At 64.8% G+C, this 14,897-nt stretch carries 19 protein-coding genes and 1 pseudogene; 14 read left to right on the plus strand and 6 right to left on the minus strand.

The genetic code is table 11. From position 1 onward, the window contains the following. Positions 1-229 (minus strand): annotated as a pseudogene (locus GSQ79_RS29450) (putative sulfate exporter family transporter); the annotation flags it as partial. A 91-nt stretch (positions 230-320) separates the two neighbouring features. Here GSQ79_RS29450 and GSQ79_RS11185 point away from each other — a divergent pair. Genes GSQ79_RS11185 through GSQ79_RS11200 form a run of 5 tightly spaced genes read left to right on the plus strand, consistent with a single transcriptional unit; the run spans position 321 to position 3,351 of the window. After that, entirely contained in the window at positions 321-1,229 is a 909-nt protein-coding gene (locus GSQ79_RS11185; RefSeq protein ID WP_158808798.1) for a LysR family transcriptional regulator, read from the plus strand. Positions 1,230-1,248: 19 nt separating this feature from the next. Then, positions 1,249-2,211 carry a DUF817 domain-containing protein gene (locus GSQ79_RS11190; RefSeq protein ID WP_174243196.1) on the plus strand — a complete coding sequence of 321 codons (963 nt, stop codon included), beginning with the start codon at positions 1,249-1,251 and terminating at the stop codon, positions 2,209-2,211. Further along, positions 2,211-2,627: a DUF2809 domain-containing protein gene (locus GSQ79_RS28775; RefSeq protein ID WP_174243197.1), complete on the plus strand. Its 417-nt coding sequence runs from the start codon at positions 2,211-2,213 to the stop codon at positions 2,625-2,627. The genes GSQ79_RS11190 and GSQ79_RS28775 overlap by 1 nt, the downstream gene beginning before the upstream one ends. Before the next feature lie 29 nt (positions 2,628-2,656). Then, positions 2,657-2,902, plus strand: coding sequence for a plasmid stabilization protein (locus GSQ79_RS11195; RefSeq protein WP_158808799.1), 246 nt, complete (start codon positions 2,657-2,659; stop codon positions 2,900-2,902). Then, positions 2,899-3,351 (plus strand): type II toxin-antitoxin system VapC family toxin, encoded by a 453-nt coding sequence (locus tag GSQ79_RS11200; RefSeq protein WP_158808800.1) that lies wholly within the window; start codon positions 2,899-2,901, stop codon positions 3,349-3,351. The genes GSQ79_RS11195 and GSQ79_RS11200 overlap by 4 nt, the downstream gene beginning before the upstream one ends. Here the strand turns inward: GSQ79_RS11200 and ligA are convergent. Further along, positions 3,311-5,416: an NAD-dependent DNA ligase LigA gene (gene ligA, locus GSQ79_RS11205; RefSeq protein ID WP_158808801.1), complete on the minus strand. Its 2,106-nt coding sequence runs from the start codon at positions 5,414-5,416 to the stop codon at positions 3,311-3,313. The two genes, GSQ79_RS11200 and ligA, sit on opposite strands and share 41 nt — an antisense overlap. Before the next feature lie 67 nt (positions 5,417-5,483). Here ligA and GSQ79_RS11210 point away from each other — a divergent pair, with 67 nt between their 5' ends. From GSQ79_RS11210 to GSQ79_RS11220, 3 genes are read left to right on the plus strand one after another with little or no spacing between them, the layout of a single operon-like run. Continuing rightward, positions 5,484-5,891, plus strand: a complete 408-nt coding sequence (locus GSQ79_RS11210) for a hypothetical protein (protein ID WP_158808802.1) — start codon at positions 5,484-5,486, stop codon at positions 5,889-5,891. Between the two features lie 17 nt (positions 5,892-5,908). Beyond that, positions 5,909-6,361, plus strand: coding sequence for a hypothetical protein (locus GSQ79_RS11215; RefSeq protein ID WP_158808803.1), 453 nt, complete (start codon positions 5,909-5,911; stop codon positions 6,359-6,361). Between the two features lie 22 nt (positions 6,362-6,383). Then, positions 6,384-6,863: a glutathione peroxidase gene (locus GSQ79_RS11220; RefSeq protein ID WP_158808804.1), complete on the plus strand. Its 480-nt coding sequence runs from the start codon at positions 6,384-6,386 to the stop codon at positions 6,861-6,863. Positions 6,864-6,872: 9 nt separating this feature from the next. On the opposite strand, the gene GSQ79_RS11225 is transcribed toward GSQ79_RS11220, so the two are convergent. Both GSQ79_RS11225 and GSQ79_RS11230 read right to left on the minus strand, forming a co-directional pair. Next, positions 6,873-7,181, minus strand: coding sequence for a HigA family addiction module antitoxin (locus tag GSQ79_RS11225; protein ID WP_158808805.1), 309 nt, complete (start codon positions 7,179-7,181; stop codon positions 6,873-6,875). Beyond that, positions 7,174-7,500, minus strand: a complete 327-nt coding sequence (locus GSQ79_RS11230) for a type II toxin-antitoxin system RelE/ParE family toxin (RefSeq protein ID WP_368669937.1) — start codon at positions 7,498-7,500, stop codon at positions 7,174-7,176. Before GSQ79_RS11230 ends, GSQ79_RS11225 begins: the two co-directional genes overlap by 8 nt. A gap of 127 nt (positions 7,501-7,627) precedes the next feature. Here GSQ79_RS11230 and hisD point away from each other — a divergent pair, with 127 nt between their 5' ends. The 5 genes from hisD to GSQ79_RS11255 all read left to right on the plus strand — a co-directional run bounded on the left by hisD (position 7,628) and on the right by GSQ79_RS11255 (position 12,744). Beyond that, the gene (gene hisD / locus GSQ79_RS11235) at positions 7,628-8,929 is read left to right on the plus strand and encodes a histidinol dehydrogenase (RefSeq protein ID WP_158808806.1); all 1,302 of its coding nucleotides are present in this window, start codon (positions 7,628-7,630) and stop codon (positions 8,927-8,929) included. Next, positions 8,926-9,405: a UPF0262 family protein gene (locus tag GSQ79_RS11240; protein ID WP_158808807.1), complete on the plus strand. Its 480-nt coding sequence runs from the start codon at positions 8,926-8,928 to the stop codon at positions 9,403-9,405. The genes hisD and GSQ79_RS11240 overlap by 4 nt, the downstream gene beginning before the upstream one ends. A 30-nt stretch (positions 9,406-9,435) precedes the next feature. Continuing rightward, positions 9,436-9,891: a low molecular weight phosphatase family protein gene (locus GSQ79_RS11245; protein WP_158808808.1), complete on the plus strand. Its 456-nt coding sequence runs from the start codon at positions 9,436-9,438 to the stop codon at positions 9,889-9,891. Between the two features lie 196 nt (positions 9,892-10,087). Further along, positions 10,088-11,284 carry an MFS transporter gene (locus tag GSQ79_RS11250; protein ID WP_210253062.1) on the plus strand — a complete coding sequence of 399 codons (1,197 nt, stop codon included), beginning with the start codon at positions 10,088-10,090 and terminating at the stop codon, positions 11,282-11,284. A gap of 338 nt (positions 11,285-11,622) precedes the next feature. Beyond that, positions 11,623-12,744 carry a DNA topoisomerase IB gene (locus GSQ79_RS11255; protein ID WP_158808809.1) on the plus strand — a complete coding sequence of 374 codons (1,122 nt, stop codon included), beginning with the start codon at positions 11,623-11,625 and terminating at the stop codon, positions 12,742-12,744. Between the two features lie 17 nt (positions 12,745-12,761). Here the strand turns inward: GSQ79_RS11255 and mtnA are convergent, their stop codons facing one another. Then, positions 12,762-13,880: an S-methyl-5-thioribose-1-phosphate isomerase gene (mtnA, locus tag GSQ79_RS11260; protein ID WP_158808810.1), complete on the minus strand. Its 1,119-nt coding sequence runs from the start codon at positions 13,878-13,880 to the stop codon at positions 12,762-12,764. A gap of 62 nt (positions 13,881-13,942) precedes the next feature. Further along, complete coding sequence (locus GSQ79_RS11265; protein WP_158808811.1) at positions 13,943-14,203, minus strand: hypothetical protein; 261 nt, start codon at positions 14,201-14,203, stop codon at positions 13,943-13,945. Positions 14,204-14,374: 171 nt separating this feature from the next. Here GSQ79_RS11265 and GSQ79_RS11270 point away from each other — a divergent pair. After that, the coding region (locus GSQ79_RS11270; protein WP_158808812.1) for a hypothetical protein at positions 14,375-14,897 on the plus strand (523 nt) is incomplete at its 3' end.

Consider the following 14,897-nt stretch of genomic DNA (forward strand, 5'->3'; position numbering starts at 1 on the left):
GAATTCCCTCGTGCCAGAAGTCTGGGGGCGCCCAGGCCGTGCGAATGGCGACGCCGAGGAGAATGGCGAAGACAAGGGCCTCGAGCCAGGCGCGCCCAACGAGACGCACCTCGAGCGCCTGCAGGCCATAGGCGAGGATGGTCACGGCGATACATAGGGCGATGCCCGGCATCAGTGCGCTGACATGCGGAAGCATCAAGCGCGGTTTGGCGGTCTGTTGCACAAGCATGATCGAACTCCAGTGCCCTTAACTTGCGCTGCCGCAACCGTTCGGTCTATTTCCTAATTATCTATAGATCATTCACTCCAATCGAACGATTATGACCCTCGAACAGCTTCGCATTTTCGTCGCCGTCGCCGAGCGCGAGCATCTTACGCGCGCCGCGGCAGCGCTGCGGCTGACACCATCCGCGGTCAGTGCGGCGGTTCATGCGCTGGAGACGCGATACGGCGTCGTTCTCTTCCACCGCGTCGGCCGGCGTATCGAACTGAGCGAGACGGGCCGTGTATTTCTCATCGAGGCCAAGGCGACGCTTGCCAGCGCCCGCACCGCCGAACTCGCCTTGTCGGAACTTGCCGGGCTGAAGCGCGGCATGTTGACGATCCAGGCGAGCCAGACGATCGCCAGCTATTGGCTGCCGCCGTTCCTGGTCGCCTTCAAGGTCGCCTATCCGGCCATCGACGTCGTGTTGCGCGAGGACAATTCGGCTGGCGTCACCCAGGCGGTGCTCGCCGGCACCGCCGATCTCGGTTTTCTGGAGGGCGACATCGACGCGCCCGCATTATTGGTCGTCACCGTGGCCCACGATCGTTTGGTGATCGTCGCCGCACTGGATCATCCGCTAGCGAAACGGCGGCAGGTGAAGCCGCAAGACCTCGCTAACGCCAGCTGGATTCTGCGCGAGGTCGGTTCCGGCACCCGTGCGATGTTCGAGACCGCGATGCGCGCGCAAAGCATCGATCCCACGATGCTCACGGTGACCTTGGAGCTGCCGACCAACGAAGCCGTCTGCGCCGCCGCCCGTGCCGGCCCCCACCTCACCGTCGTGTCGGAGCTGGTCGCGCGCCCGCATCTCGATGCGCGGCGCCTGACCTTGATCCCCCTCGATCTCGACACCCGCGCATTCAGCCTTATCCGCCACAAAGAACGCTACCGCACCAAAGCCGCGCAGGCCTTCGAAGCCATGCTTCCTGATTTTCGCGACGCCTGGTCGGGCGGCGGGATTTAGATATTCGGACCAGTGGCGTATGCACCACGTCATCCTTTTGCGTGGGAGCTCTCGCCTGTCCACCTCAGCGTCCAGAAGCGCCGCGACCCGCTGGCCCCCGCTTGCCCGCTTCATCGCCCTCGACGAGCGGCTCGGCGTCGCCGCCGAAGCGCGAGGGCCCTGGTCGCTCGCGGCCTACGAGTTCATCCGCTTCGGCCTCAAGCAGGGTTGGGCCTGCCTGTTCGGCGGCGTGCTTTTAGGCCTCATCATCGCGACGCGCCTTTGGTACCCGGCCGGAGCAGCGCTGGCGCGCTATGACGCGCTGTTCCTCGCAGCGATCGCGATCCAGGCGCTGCTTCTCGCGACACGCCTCGAAACGCTGGAGGAGGCCAAGGTCATCCTCGTCTTTCACGTGATCGGCACCGCGATGGAAGTGCACAAGACCGCGGTCGGCTCCTGGATCTATCCCGAGGCAAGCCTCTTCCATATCGGCGGCGTCCCGCTGTTCACCGGCTTCATGTATGCCGCCGTCGGAAGCTATCTGGCCCGCGTCTGGCGCCTGTTCGATTTCCGCTTCGCCCGGCACCCCAGCCTTCTGGCGATCACGCTCCTGTCGATCGCGATCTATATCAATTTCCTGACAAACCATGCGTTTGTCGACATGCGGATCGTTCTGCTTGCCGCAACCGCCATTTTGTTCGCGCGCACGACGATCTTCTTCAAGGTGTGGCGAGTCCATCGGCGCATGCCGTTGTTGCTCGGGTTCGGCCTCGTCGCGCTTTTCATCTGGTTTGCGGAGAACATCGGGACGGTGACGGGCACCTGGCTGTATCCGCGTCAGATGGCGCATTGGTCGATGGTGCCGGCGTCGAAGCTGACGTCCTGTCTGCTGCTGATGATCGTGTCCTATACGCTGGTCGCGCGGATCAATGGAGTCAGAACGGTCGATAGCGCGAAACGCGAGCCGCTTGCCGAAGAGCGCCTCCTGCGCAGCGACGCTTGATGCAGGCGGTCGTGACGTGGCGCCATCGCGCAACTCTCGGCGCGGTCGCCGTCGCGCTTATCGTCGCCGGCCTGGTCTGGCGGCTTGTCCCGTTCGGCCTGCCTGCATTCTGGCTGCGCAACGGCGGCGGCGTTCTGTGGGGCGCGATGCTGTTCATCATCGTGGCAGCGCTTCGCCCCGTCCGCGCCGGGCTTGTCGCATGCTTTTTGACCACCAGCTTTATCGCGATCGGCTCGGAGTTCTTTCGGCTCTACCATATGCCGTGGCTCGACGCCTTTCGCCAAACCCTCGCCGGGGCGCTCCTCATCGGACGGGTGTTCCTGATCGGAAACATGGTGGCCTACGAGCTCGGCATCGCGGTGGCGGCAGGGCTCTATGTGGCGTGGCGGCTTGAGACGCGGTCCAATGCCGGTTAGATTGACCGTTCTGCTGGAGGGAGCGCCCCATGGCGACCGTCACCATTAGGAATTTGGACGAAAAGTTTGAGACGCGTCTGCGTCTCCGCGCCGATCGCTATGGCCGATCGGTCGAAGACGAAGCGCGGAAAATCTTGCAAGCCGCCCTTGGGCCAGATGACGATAACCAGAATCTGGCAGAAGCAATTCATTCGCGCTTCGCACGATTGGGTGGTGTCGATCTCGAACCGATCGAGCGAACACCGATGCCCGATCCGATCGACTTCGGTGAATGATTATCCTGGACACAAATGTCATGTCAGAATTGATGAAGACGCTCCCCGACAAAGTCGTTTTCGATTGGGTCGCCAGCTTTCCTAAGGCTTCAGTTTACACGACAGCGATAAGCGTGGGGGAAATCCGATACGGCATCGCCATCCTCTATTCCGGGAAACGTCGACGCGACCTGCATGAGGAAGCAGAAGAGATGTTTGTTGTCGACTTCGCCGACCGCATCCTCCCCTTCGATCATGCCGCTGCCGAAGCCTACGCCACGATCGCCGCGGACCGACGTCAGCGTGGCCAACCCATCAGCCAGTCGGACGCGCAGATCGCCGGCATCGTCCGATCCCGCGGCGCGATCCTCGCGACGCGCAACGCTCGCGACTTCCGCGATTGCGGCTTCGACGTCATCGATCCCTGGTCTACCCCGCCGCGATCCGCGCCAGCCAGTCCTCCTCGCTGATCGTCTCGATCCCGAATTCCACGGCCTTCTTCAGCTTCGAGCCGGCGCCGGGGCCGGCCACCACAAGATCCGTGGTCTTGGAGACCGAGCCCGCCACCTTGGCGCCGAGGCGTTCGGCCTGGGCCTTGGCTTCTTCGCGCGTCATCCGCTCCAGGGCGCCGGTGAACACCACCGTCTTGCCGGCCACCGGGCTCGTCGTGGCGATGGCTTCCATCGGCTGCGGATCGATCTCTTTCAACAGATCGTCGAGCACCGTCTCGTTGTGCGGCTCGGCGAAGAAATCATAGACGCATTCGGCCACGACGCCGCCGACATCCTGGATGTTCTCGATTTCCGCGCGCGCCTCCGAGCCCGGCGCAGCCGCCCGTGCGGTCTCGCGCAACGCGGCAAAGCTGCCGAAGTGGCGGGCGAGGCGCTTCGATCCGCCCTCGCCGACGTGGCGGATGCCGAGCGCGAAGATCAGCCGGTTGAGCGGCATCTGCCGCCGCGCGTCGATCGCCTCGAACAACTTTTTGACCGACGTCGCGCCAAAACCCTCGCGGTCTTTCAGCTTTTTCAGGCTTCTCGCGTCACGCTTGGCCAGCGTAAAAATATCGCCTGGCGTCGCGATGAGACCGTCGTGGTAGAACTGCTCGATCTGTTTGTCGCCCAACCCTTCGATGTCGAGCGCATTGCGCGACGCAAAGTGTTTTAAACGCTCGATCGCCTGCGCCGGGCAGATCAGGCCGCCGGTGCAGCGGCGCACGACGTCCGCCTTGCCGGTCTTCTCGTCGATTTCGCGCAGCGCCGCCGAGCCGCAGATCGGGCAGATGTCGGGAAACACATAGGGGGTCGCGTCGGCCGGGCGCTTGTCCAGCACGGGACCCAGAACCTGCGGAATGACGTCGCCGGCACGCTGGATCTCCACCGTATCGCCCTCGCGCACGTCCTTGCGCGCGATCTCGTCCTCGTTGTGCAGGGTGGCGTTGGTCACGACCACGCCGCCGACCGTCACCGGATCGAGCCGCGCCACCGGCGTCATCGAGCCGGTGCGGCCGACCTGGATTTCGATCTTGCGCAAAATCGTGGTCGCGCGCTCGGCGGGAAACTTGTGCGCGACGGCCCAGCGGGGTGATCGCGAGATGAAGCCGAGGCGCTCCTGCAGCGCGATGGAATCGACCTTGTAGACGACGCCGTCGATATCGTAGGGCAACGCAGCGCGCTGCGCCTCGATCGCGCGGTATTGCGCCAGCAGCGCCTCGGCGCTGTCGCACAACACCATCAGCGGATTGACCGGCAGGCCGAAGCGTTTGAACGCGGCGACCATGCCGGTCTGGGTATCGGCCGGCTGCTGGCTCGCCTCGCCCCAGGCATAGGCGAAAAACTGTAAAGGCCGCGACGCCGTCACCGCGGATTCGAGCTGCCGCAGCGAGCCGGCGGCAGCGTTGCGCGGATTGGCGAAGACTGGCTTGCCGGCTTCGGCCTGGCGCGCGTTGACGCCGGCAAACCCCGCTTTGGTCATATAGATCTCGCCGCGGATCTCGAGCACGCCCGGCGGCTTGCCGTTCAGCTGATGCGGAATGTCCTGGATCGTCCGGACATTGGTGGTGACGTCCTCGCCCTCGTAGCCATCGCCGCGCGTCGCGGCCTGCACCAGCACGCCGGCCTCATAGCGCAGCGAGCAGGAGAGACCGTCGATCTTCGGTTCGGCGGTGACGGCCAACGGCGCGTCCTCCGCCATGCCGAGGAAGCGTCGGATGCGGGCGCAGAACTCCGCCACCTCGTCGTCCGCAAAGATGTTGCCGAGCGACAGCATGCCGACCTTGTGCCGGACCTTGGTGAATTTCTCCGATGGCGCCGCGCCGACCGTCTTGCTCGGCGAGGCGCCGGTGACGAATTCCGGATGCGCGGCTTCCAGCGTTTGCAGGCGGCGACGCAACGCGTCGTAGGCGGCGTCCGAGATCGTCGGCGCGTCCTCCGTGTGGTAGCGGCGATCGTGGTCGGCCAGTTCGACGACGAGGGCCGCATATTCGGCAGCGTCGGGCGCGACGGCGGCCTCGCTTGGGGGTGATTTCGTTCGGGTCATGATCGGGTGTACCCAGGCTCGTATCCGTGCGCAACAACGCACAAACGGCGGAATGGATGACCCGGAAATGACCAGCCGTTGGCTTGGTTTTGCGCTCCTGCTCGCGGTGTTGGCATCACCGGCCGCGGCGATCACGCTGCCGCTCGTCTATACGGCTTGCCCGACCGGTCCTGGCGACCCCACGCGGATCGAGATCGGCGAGGGCGCAAAGGGCGTCAGGGTTACCTTCGAGCGCGCCGGGCTTGCCCCTGGTCCGTTCGAGACGCCGGACGTCAACCTGGCGAAAATCTCGCGCCGGTTGTTCTTCACGCTGCGGACGCCGCACGGCCTCGTCGAGTTCCAGGGCCGAGCCCTGGATGACAGGCTCATCGGCCGCCTCAGCGACGAGACCGGGATAGCCCGGACGATATCGCTTGCGGCGGTCCGCAACGAAGCGCTTGAACGATGCGACGGCTTGCCGGACAGTCGGAAGTGACAATGAGAGAACGACGGATGCGTTTTGCCGCTTTAAATAACGCGCGGGCCTTGGCTTGCGCAGCCCTGGCGCTGGCCCTGGCAACCGGTCACGCCACGGCCGAACCGTCCGCGGCGCGCGTGTTCTCGTCGCTCTGCACCGGAGCCGACGGCAGCGATATCAGTGGGTTCCGCATCAAAGTTTCAGGGGTCGCGCCCAACCTGCTCGTGTCGTTCGAGGAGACCGAAGGTGCGCTGATGGCGGCGAGCGAGACGAAAGAGGTCAGCTTTACGCCCGCGACCGGCGAGCTTGCCTTCAAGGTCGTGACCGAGGCGGGACCGATCGTCTTCAAAGGCCGCGTCTCGGCGACAGCGCTCGACGGCATCCTGACGCGCCAGGGCGACACGCCGGAAACCGTCCACCTGCCCTCCGATGCCGGAGGCGACGGTGAAGGCGCCTGTCCGATCACGCCGGATTCGCCTAAGCCATAGATCGGGTTCAGCGGAGCACGCCATGACGACGATCTACGACTTTTCGGCCAAGCGCCTCGACGGTTCCGACATCGCGCTGGATGCCTACAAAAATCAGGTGCTGTTGATCGTCAACACCGCCAGCAAATGCGGGTTCACGCCGCAGTACGAAGGTCTGGAAGCGCTGCAGAAGACCTACGGCCCCAAGGGGTTTTCTGTGCTCGGCTTTCCCTGCAACCAGTTCGGCGGCCAGGAACCAGGGGACGCCGCGGCGATCGGCAGCTTCTGCCAGCTGACCTATGACGTCACCTTCCCGATGTTCGCCAAGATCGAGGTCAACGGCGACGGCGCCGACCCGCTTTATGCGTTTCTAAAAGCGCAGAAGCCGGGACTGCTCGGGCTGCAGGGCATCAAGTGGAATTTCACGAAGTTTTTGGTCGACCGCACTGGAAGCGTGGTCGAGCGCTTCGCGCCGACGACTAAGCCATGGTCGCTGACGGGAGCGATCGAGGGACTGTTGTAACGACGATCGCTAAGACGCCTTGGCGACATGCCTTGTTACGGCGATCGTATCGCCTCTGCTGCGCATCTGCGCAATGTCGTAGCTCCCCTGCATGCGCATCAGCGTGTCCATGGAAACCCCAAAAGCCTTCTCGATCCGCAACGCCATTTCGGGCGACAAAGACGAGCGCTGATTCACGAGCGCCGACAAGGCAGCCCGTGTGACCCCGAGAGCCTCTGCGGCATTCTTGATGGTCAAGCCAAGGTCGTCGATAATCTCGCGGCGGATGAAATTGCCGGGATGGACGGGGCTATTCATACGGAACCCAAGTTCATTCATGCAGCGGCCTCCTCATGATAGTCTTCGTAATCGAGATCGACGATCTCGACGACGCTGGCATCGACCCGGAACGTATCCGCCAATTCTTGGTGACGTGAAGGGCCCACCGGCCGTGCCGATCGCCGGTCAGCTGATGTGCCTTCCATCTCGGAACGTCGCGAAGCTCCGCTTCCGAAGTCATGTCTTGGAGAGAAGTCATGTCTTGGAGAAAAGAGAGGATCGCTCGAATCTTGCCGACCACCGGCGCAGGAAGCCCGGATCTATCGTCCGATTCCATAAATCGGCGCAGACCTTTGTGCTTGATGCTCCGGATGATCATCGCTGCCGATTATCGCAGATTTTTCGCGTAAAGCGATACGTTACGCCGCCCCCCATGGCCATTGCCCTCCCCTCCCCCCGGCGCTAAGGAGACGGCACCGATCCCCTACCCCTCTTGGAGACACGCGATGCCCCTGTGGCTCGACCTGCGGAGCCCGGATTTCGAGGCCGCGTTCAAGGCCCTGCTTCTGACCAAGCGGGAAGTCTCCGAAGACGTCGATCATGCCGTGCGGGCGATCATCAAGGACGTGGTCGCCGAGGGCGATGCGGCGCTCAAGCGCTACAGCCAGAAATTCGATCGCGTCGACCTCGATAAACTGGGCTTGCGGGTCACGGCAGCCGAGATCGCGGCAGCGCTGAAGGCGGCGCCGGCGGAGGCGCTGGCGGCGCTTCGCCTTGCCCACGAGCGCATCGTCAGCTTTCACGAGCGCCAGCGGCCGGAAGACCTGCGGTTTACCGACGCGCTGGGCGTCGATCTCGGCTGGCGCTGGACCGCGATCCAGACCGTCGGCCTCTACGTGCCGGGCGGCACGGCGAGCTATCCCTCGTCCGTCCTGATGAACGCCGTGCCGGCGAAAGTGGTCGGCGTCGAGCGCATCGTCATGGTGGTGCCGACGCCGGACGGCGTGCTCAACCCGCTGGTGCTGGCCGCAGCCGACCTCGCCGGCGTCGACGAGATTTATCGCGTCGGCGGTGCGCAGGCTGTGGCGGCACTGGCTTACGGCACAGAAAGCATCGCGCCGGTGTCCAAAATCGTCGGCCCGGGCAATGCCTATGTCGCCGCCGCCAAGCGGCAGGTTTTCGGCACCGTCGGTATCGACATGATCGCCGGCCCCTCCGAAGTGCTGATCATCGCCGACAGGACCGGCAACCCCGCCTGGATCGCCGCCGATCTTCTGGCCCAGGCCGAGCACGACACCGCGGCGCAGTCGATTCTCATCACCGACGATCCGGCCTTGGCCAAGGCCGTCGAGGCGGCGGTGGCCGAACAGCTCGAAACGCTGTCGCGGAAAACGATCGCCGCGGCGAGCTGGCGCGACTACGGCGCGATCATCCTGGTGCCGTCGATCGTCGATGCCGTGCCGCTGGCCGACCGGCTGGCCCCGGAACATCTTGAAATCATCGCTGAAGACGCCGAAGGTCTGAGCAATGCGATCCGCAACGCAGGCGCCATCTTCCTCGGCGCGCATACGCCCGAAGCGGTCGGCGACTATGTCGGCGGCTCCAACCACGTACTGCCGACCGCGCGCTCGGCCAAATTCTCGTCGGGACTCAACGTGCTCGATTATTTGAAGAAGACGTCGATCCTGAAGTGCTCGCCCGCGAGCCTGGCGGCGATCGGGCCGGCCGCGGTCATTCTCGGCCACGCCGAGGGGCTCGACGGCCATGCCCGCTCGGTGCAGATGCGGCTCGATCCGCAGGTGGCATGACCGAGCCGTCGCGCGATCGCCTCAAGTCGATCGTCCTCGATGGCGATTCGATCGGCATCGGCAGCCCCGACCAGGAGCACGAGCGGCAGATCGCGATCTACGACCTCATCGAGGAGAACAGCTTCGGCCTGCCGAACCTCGATGCCGGCCCCTATGTGCTGACCCTGTCGATGCACGATTCCAAGCTGATGTTCGACATCTGCGACGAGGCGGGCGCGCAGCGCGCGGTGCATATCCTGTCGCTGACCCCCTTCCGCCGGACGCTGCGCGACTACTTTATGATTTGCGAGAGCTACTACGCCGCGATCCGCACCCAGACGACGACGCAGATCGAGGCGATCGACATGGGCCGGCGCGGCCTGCACAACGAAGGCGCCGAACTGCTGCTGGAACGCCTCGCCGGGAAGATCGTCAGCGACACGGATACGGCGCGCCGCCTGTTCACTTTGATCACCGCCCTGCACTGGAAGGGTTGATCCTTTGCGCGCGCGCGGGACTCTTCCGCGATGAGCGGGCCGCTGGCCCGGCGGCCCAGCGCAGTGCTGTTTTCCTGCTCCTTCAACGCCGTGCGCTCGCCGATGGCGGAGGGGCTGCTGCGCCTTTATTTCGGCCGCGAGATGTATGTCGCCTCAGCCGGGGTCAAGGAGGGCGAGCCGGACCCCTTCGCGATCGCCGCGATGGAGGAGATCGGCGTCGATATCACCAAGCACAAGCCGCACACGTTCGAAGACCTGGAAGACACAAGCTTCGATCTGATCATCACGCTGTCGCCCGAGGCGCATCACAAGGCGCTGGAATTCACCCGGACGCTCGCCTGCGACGTCATCTACTGGCCGACGATCGACCCGACGGCGGTGGAAGGCACGCGCGAGCGCAAGCTCGACGCCTACCGCGACGTGCGCGACGGCTTGGCGAAGCGCATCAAGGCGCTGTTGGATTATCGGCCGATGGGGGCGGTGTGAGGCCAAAAGACAAATCGTGCGCTTGGCCAAAAGCGGCAGCGATGCATACGGCCCGAGTCTTGACATTCTGCAGCCGCTACGGCCTTCTCCCGCCGCGCGCATCGCAGCATGTCGCCGTCGTAAGCGTTAACGTCACGCAACGCCTCAATCGCTCGGACGCAACATTGGTTTGCCTCCGATCAGAAGGGCGACGCTCGTGACCGGCAACGCACTCCCTATGTCCTCGACCGCGATGACCCGCGCCCATGTGTTCAACGGCCTGGCGCCGATGGTCGCGATCGTGTTTTTCGGCTTCGTCGCCATCGCCGCGCCGCTCGCCGCCCTTTCCCTGGAGCTTCACGATCGTCTCGGGTTCGCGCCCGTTGTCGTCGGCTGCGTCGTCGGATTGCAATCGGTCGCGACGCTGCTGACGCGACACGCCGGCGGATCGCTCAGCGATGTCAAAGGCCCGCGCCATGCCGTCCTGATCGGCCTGCCGCTCACCGCGCTCGCCGGCGCAATCAACCTCGTTTCGACGTCGGCCCTCATCAGCGCGTCGGGCGCCCTGGCGCTGATCCTCGTCGGCCGGCTCTGCATGGGCTTTGGCGAAAGCCTGTTCATCACCGGTGCCATGGCCTGGGGCATCGCCCGCATCGGTCCCCAGAACACCAGCAAGGTCATGTCCTGGCAAGGCGTCGCGATGTATGGAGCCATCGGCATTGGCGCGCCGCTTGGCCTCGCGGTGCAGCGCAGCTTCGGCTTTTCCGGCGTGGCACTGGTCAGCATCGTCACGCCGATGCTGGCCTGGGCCGTCGCGCTCGCTTGTCTCGGAGTGCCTGGCGGCGGTGGCGACCGCGTGCCGTTTTATCGTGTCATCGGCCTGATCTGGCGCCCCGGCCTGGTCGTGACGCTCGCGGCCGCACCGTTTGCCGCGCTGACCGCCTTCGTGGCACTGGACTATGCCGACCATGGCTGGACCGGGGCCGGTCTGGCGCTCGCCGGGTTCGGCTTCTGTTACGTGCTGGTACGGCTGCTGTTCTCGCATTGGCCGGACCGTTTTGGCGGCATCCGCATCACCGGAATCACGCTTTGCCTCGAGGCCGCAGGTCAAGCGCTGCTCTGGCTAGCGCCGAGCCCGGCCTTCGCCTTTGCCGGCGCGTGCCTGACCGGGCTCGGCTTCTCGCTGGTCTTCCCGTCGATGGGCGTCGAGGCCATGCGCCAGGTCTCGCCCGACCAGCGCGGCCGCGCCGTCGGCAACTTCATCGCATTCTTCGACCTCGCGATCGGCTTCACGGCGCCGATCGTCGGCCTCGTCGCCGGGCGCTTCGGCTTCCAGACGGCGTTTCTGATCGGCATGGGCGCGGCCCTTTTGGCAGCGTCGCTGGTGCCGGGCGTGCGGCGTGGGACGGCGTAGACGGCGCCGGAGACAACGCGAGCGCGCGCGGACCGGCTTAGGCGTGCCGACGTCCAATTGCGAAAATCGGCCTGAGCGTCAGGTCTTGATCCGCCCCGCCGCAGCGCGCAGTCTGACTCGATGCCACCGGATCACAGCAGGCCAAAGCCGGTGACGCTTGACGCTTCGTGACGCAAGAATGGTGGTTTAGGTTTCGCATTCGTGTCTTTGGGGACACAGGGCCGGTGCTCCCTCCAAAGGTGAAGCTTCAGGCCATCTGCGACGTCGCGTCCCCGGAACAAAGGCGAAAGCGTCGCTGTTACGGGGCTATGACAAAGACAGGAACGGCGTCGAAGCGCATGGCGGATCCGGATGGAAGCGTCCGCTCCCTTTCCAGGTCCGACGCTGTGGTCGACGAAAATCGCGCTGCCGCGAAATCCGCGGGCCTCAAATACGTCAGCGACGAGACGCCCGGCATCACCCGCAAGAAGAGCGGCACCGGATGGCGCTTTATTGGGCCCGACGGCAAGACGATCAAGGATTACTGGGAAAAGAAGCGCATCGAGAAGATCGGCATCCCACCGGCCTATACCGATGTCTGGATCTGTCCCCGTGAAGACGGCCACATCCAGGCGACCGGGCGCGATGCCAAGGGGCGCAAGCAGTACCGCTACCACCCCAAATGGAGCGAAACGCGCGACAGCGCCAAGTACGAGCGAATGATGGAATTCGGCAAGCTGTTGCCGGGGCTGCGGGCGCGCGTGGCGAGCGACATGCGCAAGACCGGTTTCCCTCGCGAAAAGGTGCTGGCGACGATCGTCAACCTGCTCGAAATGACGCTGATCCGCGTCGGCAACGAGGACTACGTCAAGGAAAACAAGAGTTTTGGTCTGACCACGCTGCGCAACCGCCATGTGGCCGTAGACGGCGCGACGCTGCGCTTCGACTTCAAGGGCAAAAGCGGCAAGACCTGGAACCTGAACGTCAAAGACCGCCGCGTCGCCAAGGTGGTGAAAGCGATCCACGAGTTGCCCGGCCAACATTTGTTTCAGTACCTCGACGAAGACGGCAAGCGGCAACCCGTCGATTCCGCCGACGTCAACGACTACCTCCGCGAGATCACCGGCGAGGACGTCACGGCCAAGGATTTCCGCACCTGGGCCGGGACGGTGCTGGCCTCGATGGCGCTCAGCGAGTTCGAGCAGGTCGACAGCCAGGCGGCGATGAAGAAGAACGTGAAGGCTGCCATCGAAAAGGTCGCCTCGCGCCTCGGCAACACGCCGACGATCTGCCGCAAATGCTACGTGCATCCGAAGGTGCTGACCTCCTACCTCGATGGCCACCTGCTCGCCGACATCAAGCAGGAGGTCGAGGCGGAGCTTTGCGACGACGCCGACAAGCTGAAACCGGAAGAGGCTGCGCTGCTGGGTCTGTTGAGCCGACGGATCAGCAAGGATTTGAAGAGCGAGAAGGTGGCCTAAATAGCTTTGGCCGTCGATTAAGCCCGCGCAGCCACCCGCGCCTCCGGCATGACCCGCTCCGGGAACGCTGCCGCCAACGCCGGCTTGGTCGCCGCGAGGACGCCGCGCTCGGTGATGAGGCCTGTCACCAGATCGGCCGGCGTCACGTCGAACGCAAAGTTCATCACCGGGCTCCCCGGGGGCGTGACCTGGATCCGCGCGATCGTCCCGGCGTCGGTGAGGCCGCTCATGTGCGTGACTTCTTCCGCGCCACGCTGCTCGATCGGGATATCGGCGCAGCCATCGTCGATGGCGAAGTCTATCGAGGGCGAGGGAGCCGCGACATAGAACGGCACGCCGTTGGCCTTGGCTGCGAGCGCCTTCAGGTAGGTGCCGATCTTGTTGCACACATCGCCCGAAGCGGTGGTGCGGTCGGTGCCGACGATGACCATGTCGACCATGCCGTGCTGCATGAGGTGGCCGCCGACGTTGTCGACGACGACGGTATGCGGCACGCCGTGCCGGCCGAGCTCCCACGCCGTCAGCGCGGCACCCTGGTTCCGCGGGCGCGTCTCGTCGACGTAGACGTGGACCGGAATCCCGGCCTCGTGCGCAGCGTAGATGGGCGCGGTGGCCGTACCCCAGTCGACGCAAGCGAGCCAGCCGGCGTTGCAATGGGTGAGAATATTGACAGGCCCGGCTTTACGGCCTGCGGCAGCGCGGATCAGGTCAAGGCCGAAGTGGCCCATGGCCTGGCACAACGCGACGTCCTCCTCAGCCATTGCGGCAGCGCGCTGATAAGCGGCCGCTTTACGCCGGGCTGGGTCGAGCGGCAGAAGATGATGGCGCATGTCGCCAAGCGCCCAGGCGAGGTTCACTGCCGTCGGTCGCGTCGCGATTAGTGTCGAGCACGCTTGAGCGAGGTCTGCATTGCTAGCCCCGACGGCCATGGCAAGCGCAACGCCATAGGCCGCCGTCACGCCGATGAGCGGCGCGCCGCGCACATGCATGTCGCGAATGGCACGGGCGGCATCATCAAGGTTGCGGAGCGTCAAAATCTCGAAAGCGTGCGGGAGCCGCACCTGATCGATGACGCAGACGCTCGCGCCATCCTCGGCGAGCCAGATTGTCCGTTGCTGTTTGCCGTCGACCCGCATGCCGCCTCCCGCTCAATCGGCGGAGGTTTACCGCACCTTCTCAGGGGCCGCTACCCGCAGGCTCAACATCCCTTGCAGATGCCGCTCGTGATGCGGTTGTCTTCGCGCTGGATGCCCTTGTCCAAGGGGGTCACGCCGGCACCTTGCGAGGCGCCGGGATTCGGCACCGTTTCGCCGGTCGACGTGATGTTGCCGCTGCGGATGCCGGCCCCACCGCGGGCGCCGCTATCCTGGGAGGGCGCTGGCGCTGTGTCGGACTGCGCCGCGGCCGCGGTGACGACCGCACAAACCAGAGCCGCACCGAGAAGAAGAGCCTTTGCCATAATCCGTCTCCATGTTGTCCATGAAATGCCTCTCTCCTGCTTAGGTTTCAAGTCAAGAAGACATGAGGCGCGGGGGCGCCCGAGGGAGCGGCCGGTAAAACTTTAGAGAGTGTTAAACAAACACGCTCAAACTTGACCCAAATCTCCCAGTTCTTTCATTGGATGGCAAAAATGACGCTGTCGGCCGGCTCAAACCCCGAAAACGACGAAAACAAGGGCGCCCCTGACGGTGCCGACAAGGCGGAGACCGGGCGCGCGCTCGAGCCGTCCCACGGCTCGGACGCGGACTCAGGACTGGCACCTTTCCTCGCGGCGGCCGGCGACCGCATCGACCCGCCCGCCGGGCCGCGGCCGTTGCATTCCAGACTGCTCGACTACAGCGCCCACGCCGCGATGATCGTCGGTCTGCTCGGCTTCGCCTGGACCATCAGCGACCACGTCGCGAAGGCGCCGGACCAGCAGGCTCCCGCAAAAGTGATGGCCGCGGCGACGCCGCCCGTCGACGAGGCAGCGGAGCTTCGGCGCAACACCCAGAAGATGGCGGCGGATATCAGTGCCCTGCGGCTGAGCCTCGACGCGCTACGCGGCCAGATGCACCAGGACAAGACCGCCGAGCAGGTGCATTCGCTCGCGAGCAACCTCGACGGCGTAAAGACCAGCCTGAGCGCGACAAAGGCCGAGACCAACGCCGCGC

The sequence above is a fragment of the Beijerinckia sp. L45 genome (genome assembly GCF_009765775.1).
Classification (GTDB): Bacteria; Pseudomonadota; Alphaproteobacteria; order Rhizobiales; family Beijerinckiaceae; genus RH-AL1.

What these genes read in the sequence shown, in the direction of transcription:
- GSQ79_RS11185 (WP_158808798.1), top strand. Translation starts at nt 321, where the DNA reads ATGACCCTCGAACAGCTTCGCATTTTCGTCGCCGTCGCCGAGCGCGAG.
- GSQ79_RS11190 (WP_174243196.1), top strand. Translation starts at nt 1,249, where the DNA reads ATGCACCACGTCATCCTTTTGCGTGGGAGCTCTCGCCTGTCCACCTCA.
- GSQ79_RS28775 (WP_174243197.1), top strand. Translation starts at nt 2,211, where the DNA reads ATGCAGGCGGTCGTGACGTGGCGCCATCGCGCAACTCTCGGCGCGGTC.
- GSQ79_RS11195 (WP_158808799.1), top strand. Translation starts at nt 2,657, where the DNA reads ATGGCGACCGTCACCATTAGGAATTTGGACGAAAAGTTTGAGACGCGT.
- GSQ79_RS11200 (WP_158808800.1), top strand. Translation starts at nt 2,899, where the DNA reads ATGATTATCCTGGACACAAATGTCATGTCAGAATTGATGAAGACGCTC.
- ligA (WP_158808801.1), bottom strand. Translation starts at nt 5,416, where the DNA reads ATGACCCGAACGAAATCACCCCCAAGCGAGGCCGCCGTCGCGCCCGAC.
- GSQ79_RS11210 (WP_158808802.1), top strand. Translation starts at nt 5,484, where the DNA reads ATGACCAGCCGTTGGCTTGGTTTTGCGCTCCTGCTCGCGGTGTTGGCA.
- GSQ79_RS11215 (WP_158808803.1), top strand. Translation starts at nt 5,909, where the DNA reads ATGCGTTTTGCCGCTTTAAATAACGCGCGGGCCTTGGCTTGCGCAGCC.
- GSQ79_RS11220 (WP_158808804.1), top strand. Translation starts at nt 6,384, where the DNA reads ATGACGACGATCTACGACTTTTCGGCCAAGCGCCTCGACGGTTCCGAC.
- GSQ79_RS11225 (WP_158808805.1), bottom strand. Translation starts at nt 7,181, where the DNA reads ATGAATGAACTTGGGTTCCGTATGAATAGCCCCGTCCATCCCGGCAAT.
- GSQ79_RS11230 (WP_368669937.1), bottom strand. Translation starts at nt 7,500, where the DNA reads ATGATCATCCGGAGCATCAAGCACAAAGGTCTGCGCCGATTTATGGAA.
- hisD (WP_158808806.1), top strand. Translation starts at nt 7,628, where the DNA reads ATGCCCCTGTGGCTCGACCTGCGGAGCCCGGATTTCGAGGCCGCGTTC.
- GSQ79_RS11240 (WP_158808807.1), top strand. Translation starts at nt 8,926, where the DNA reads ATGACCGAGCCGTCGCGCGATCGCCTCAAGTCGATCGTCCTCGATGGC.
- GSQ79_RS11245 (WP_158808808.1), top strand. Translation starts at nt 9,436, where the DNA reads ATGAGCGGGCCGCTGGCCCGGCGGCCCAGCGCAGTGCTGTTTTCCTGC.
- GSQ79_RS11255 (WP_158808809.1), top strand. Translation starts at nt 11,623, where the DNA reads ATGGCGGATCCGGATGGAAGCGTCCGCTCCCTTTCCAGGTCCGACGCT.
- mtnA (WP_158808810.1), bottom strand. Translation starts at nt 13,880, where the DNA reads ATGCGGGTCGACGGCAAACAGCAACGGACAATCTGGCTCGCCGAGGAT.
- GSQ79_RS11265 (WP_158808811.1), bottom strand. Translation starts at nt 14,203, where the DNA reads ATGGCAAAGGCTCTTCTTCTCGGTGCGGCTCTGGTTTGTGCGGTCGTC.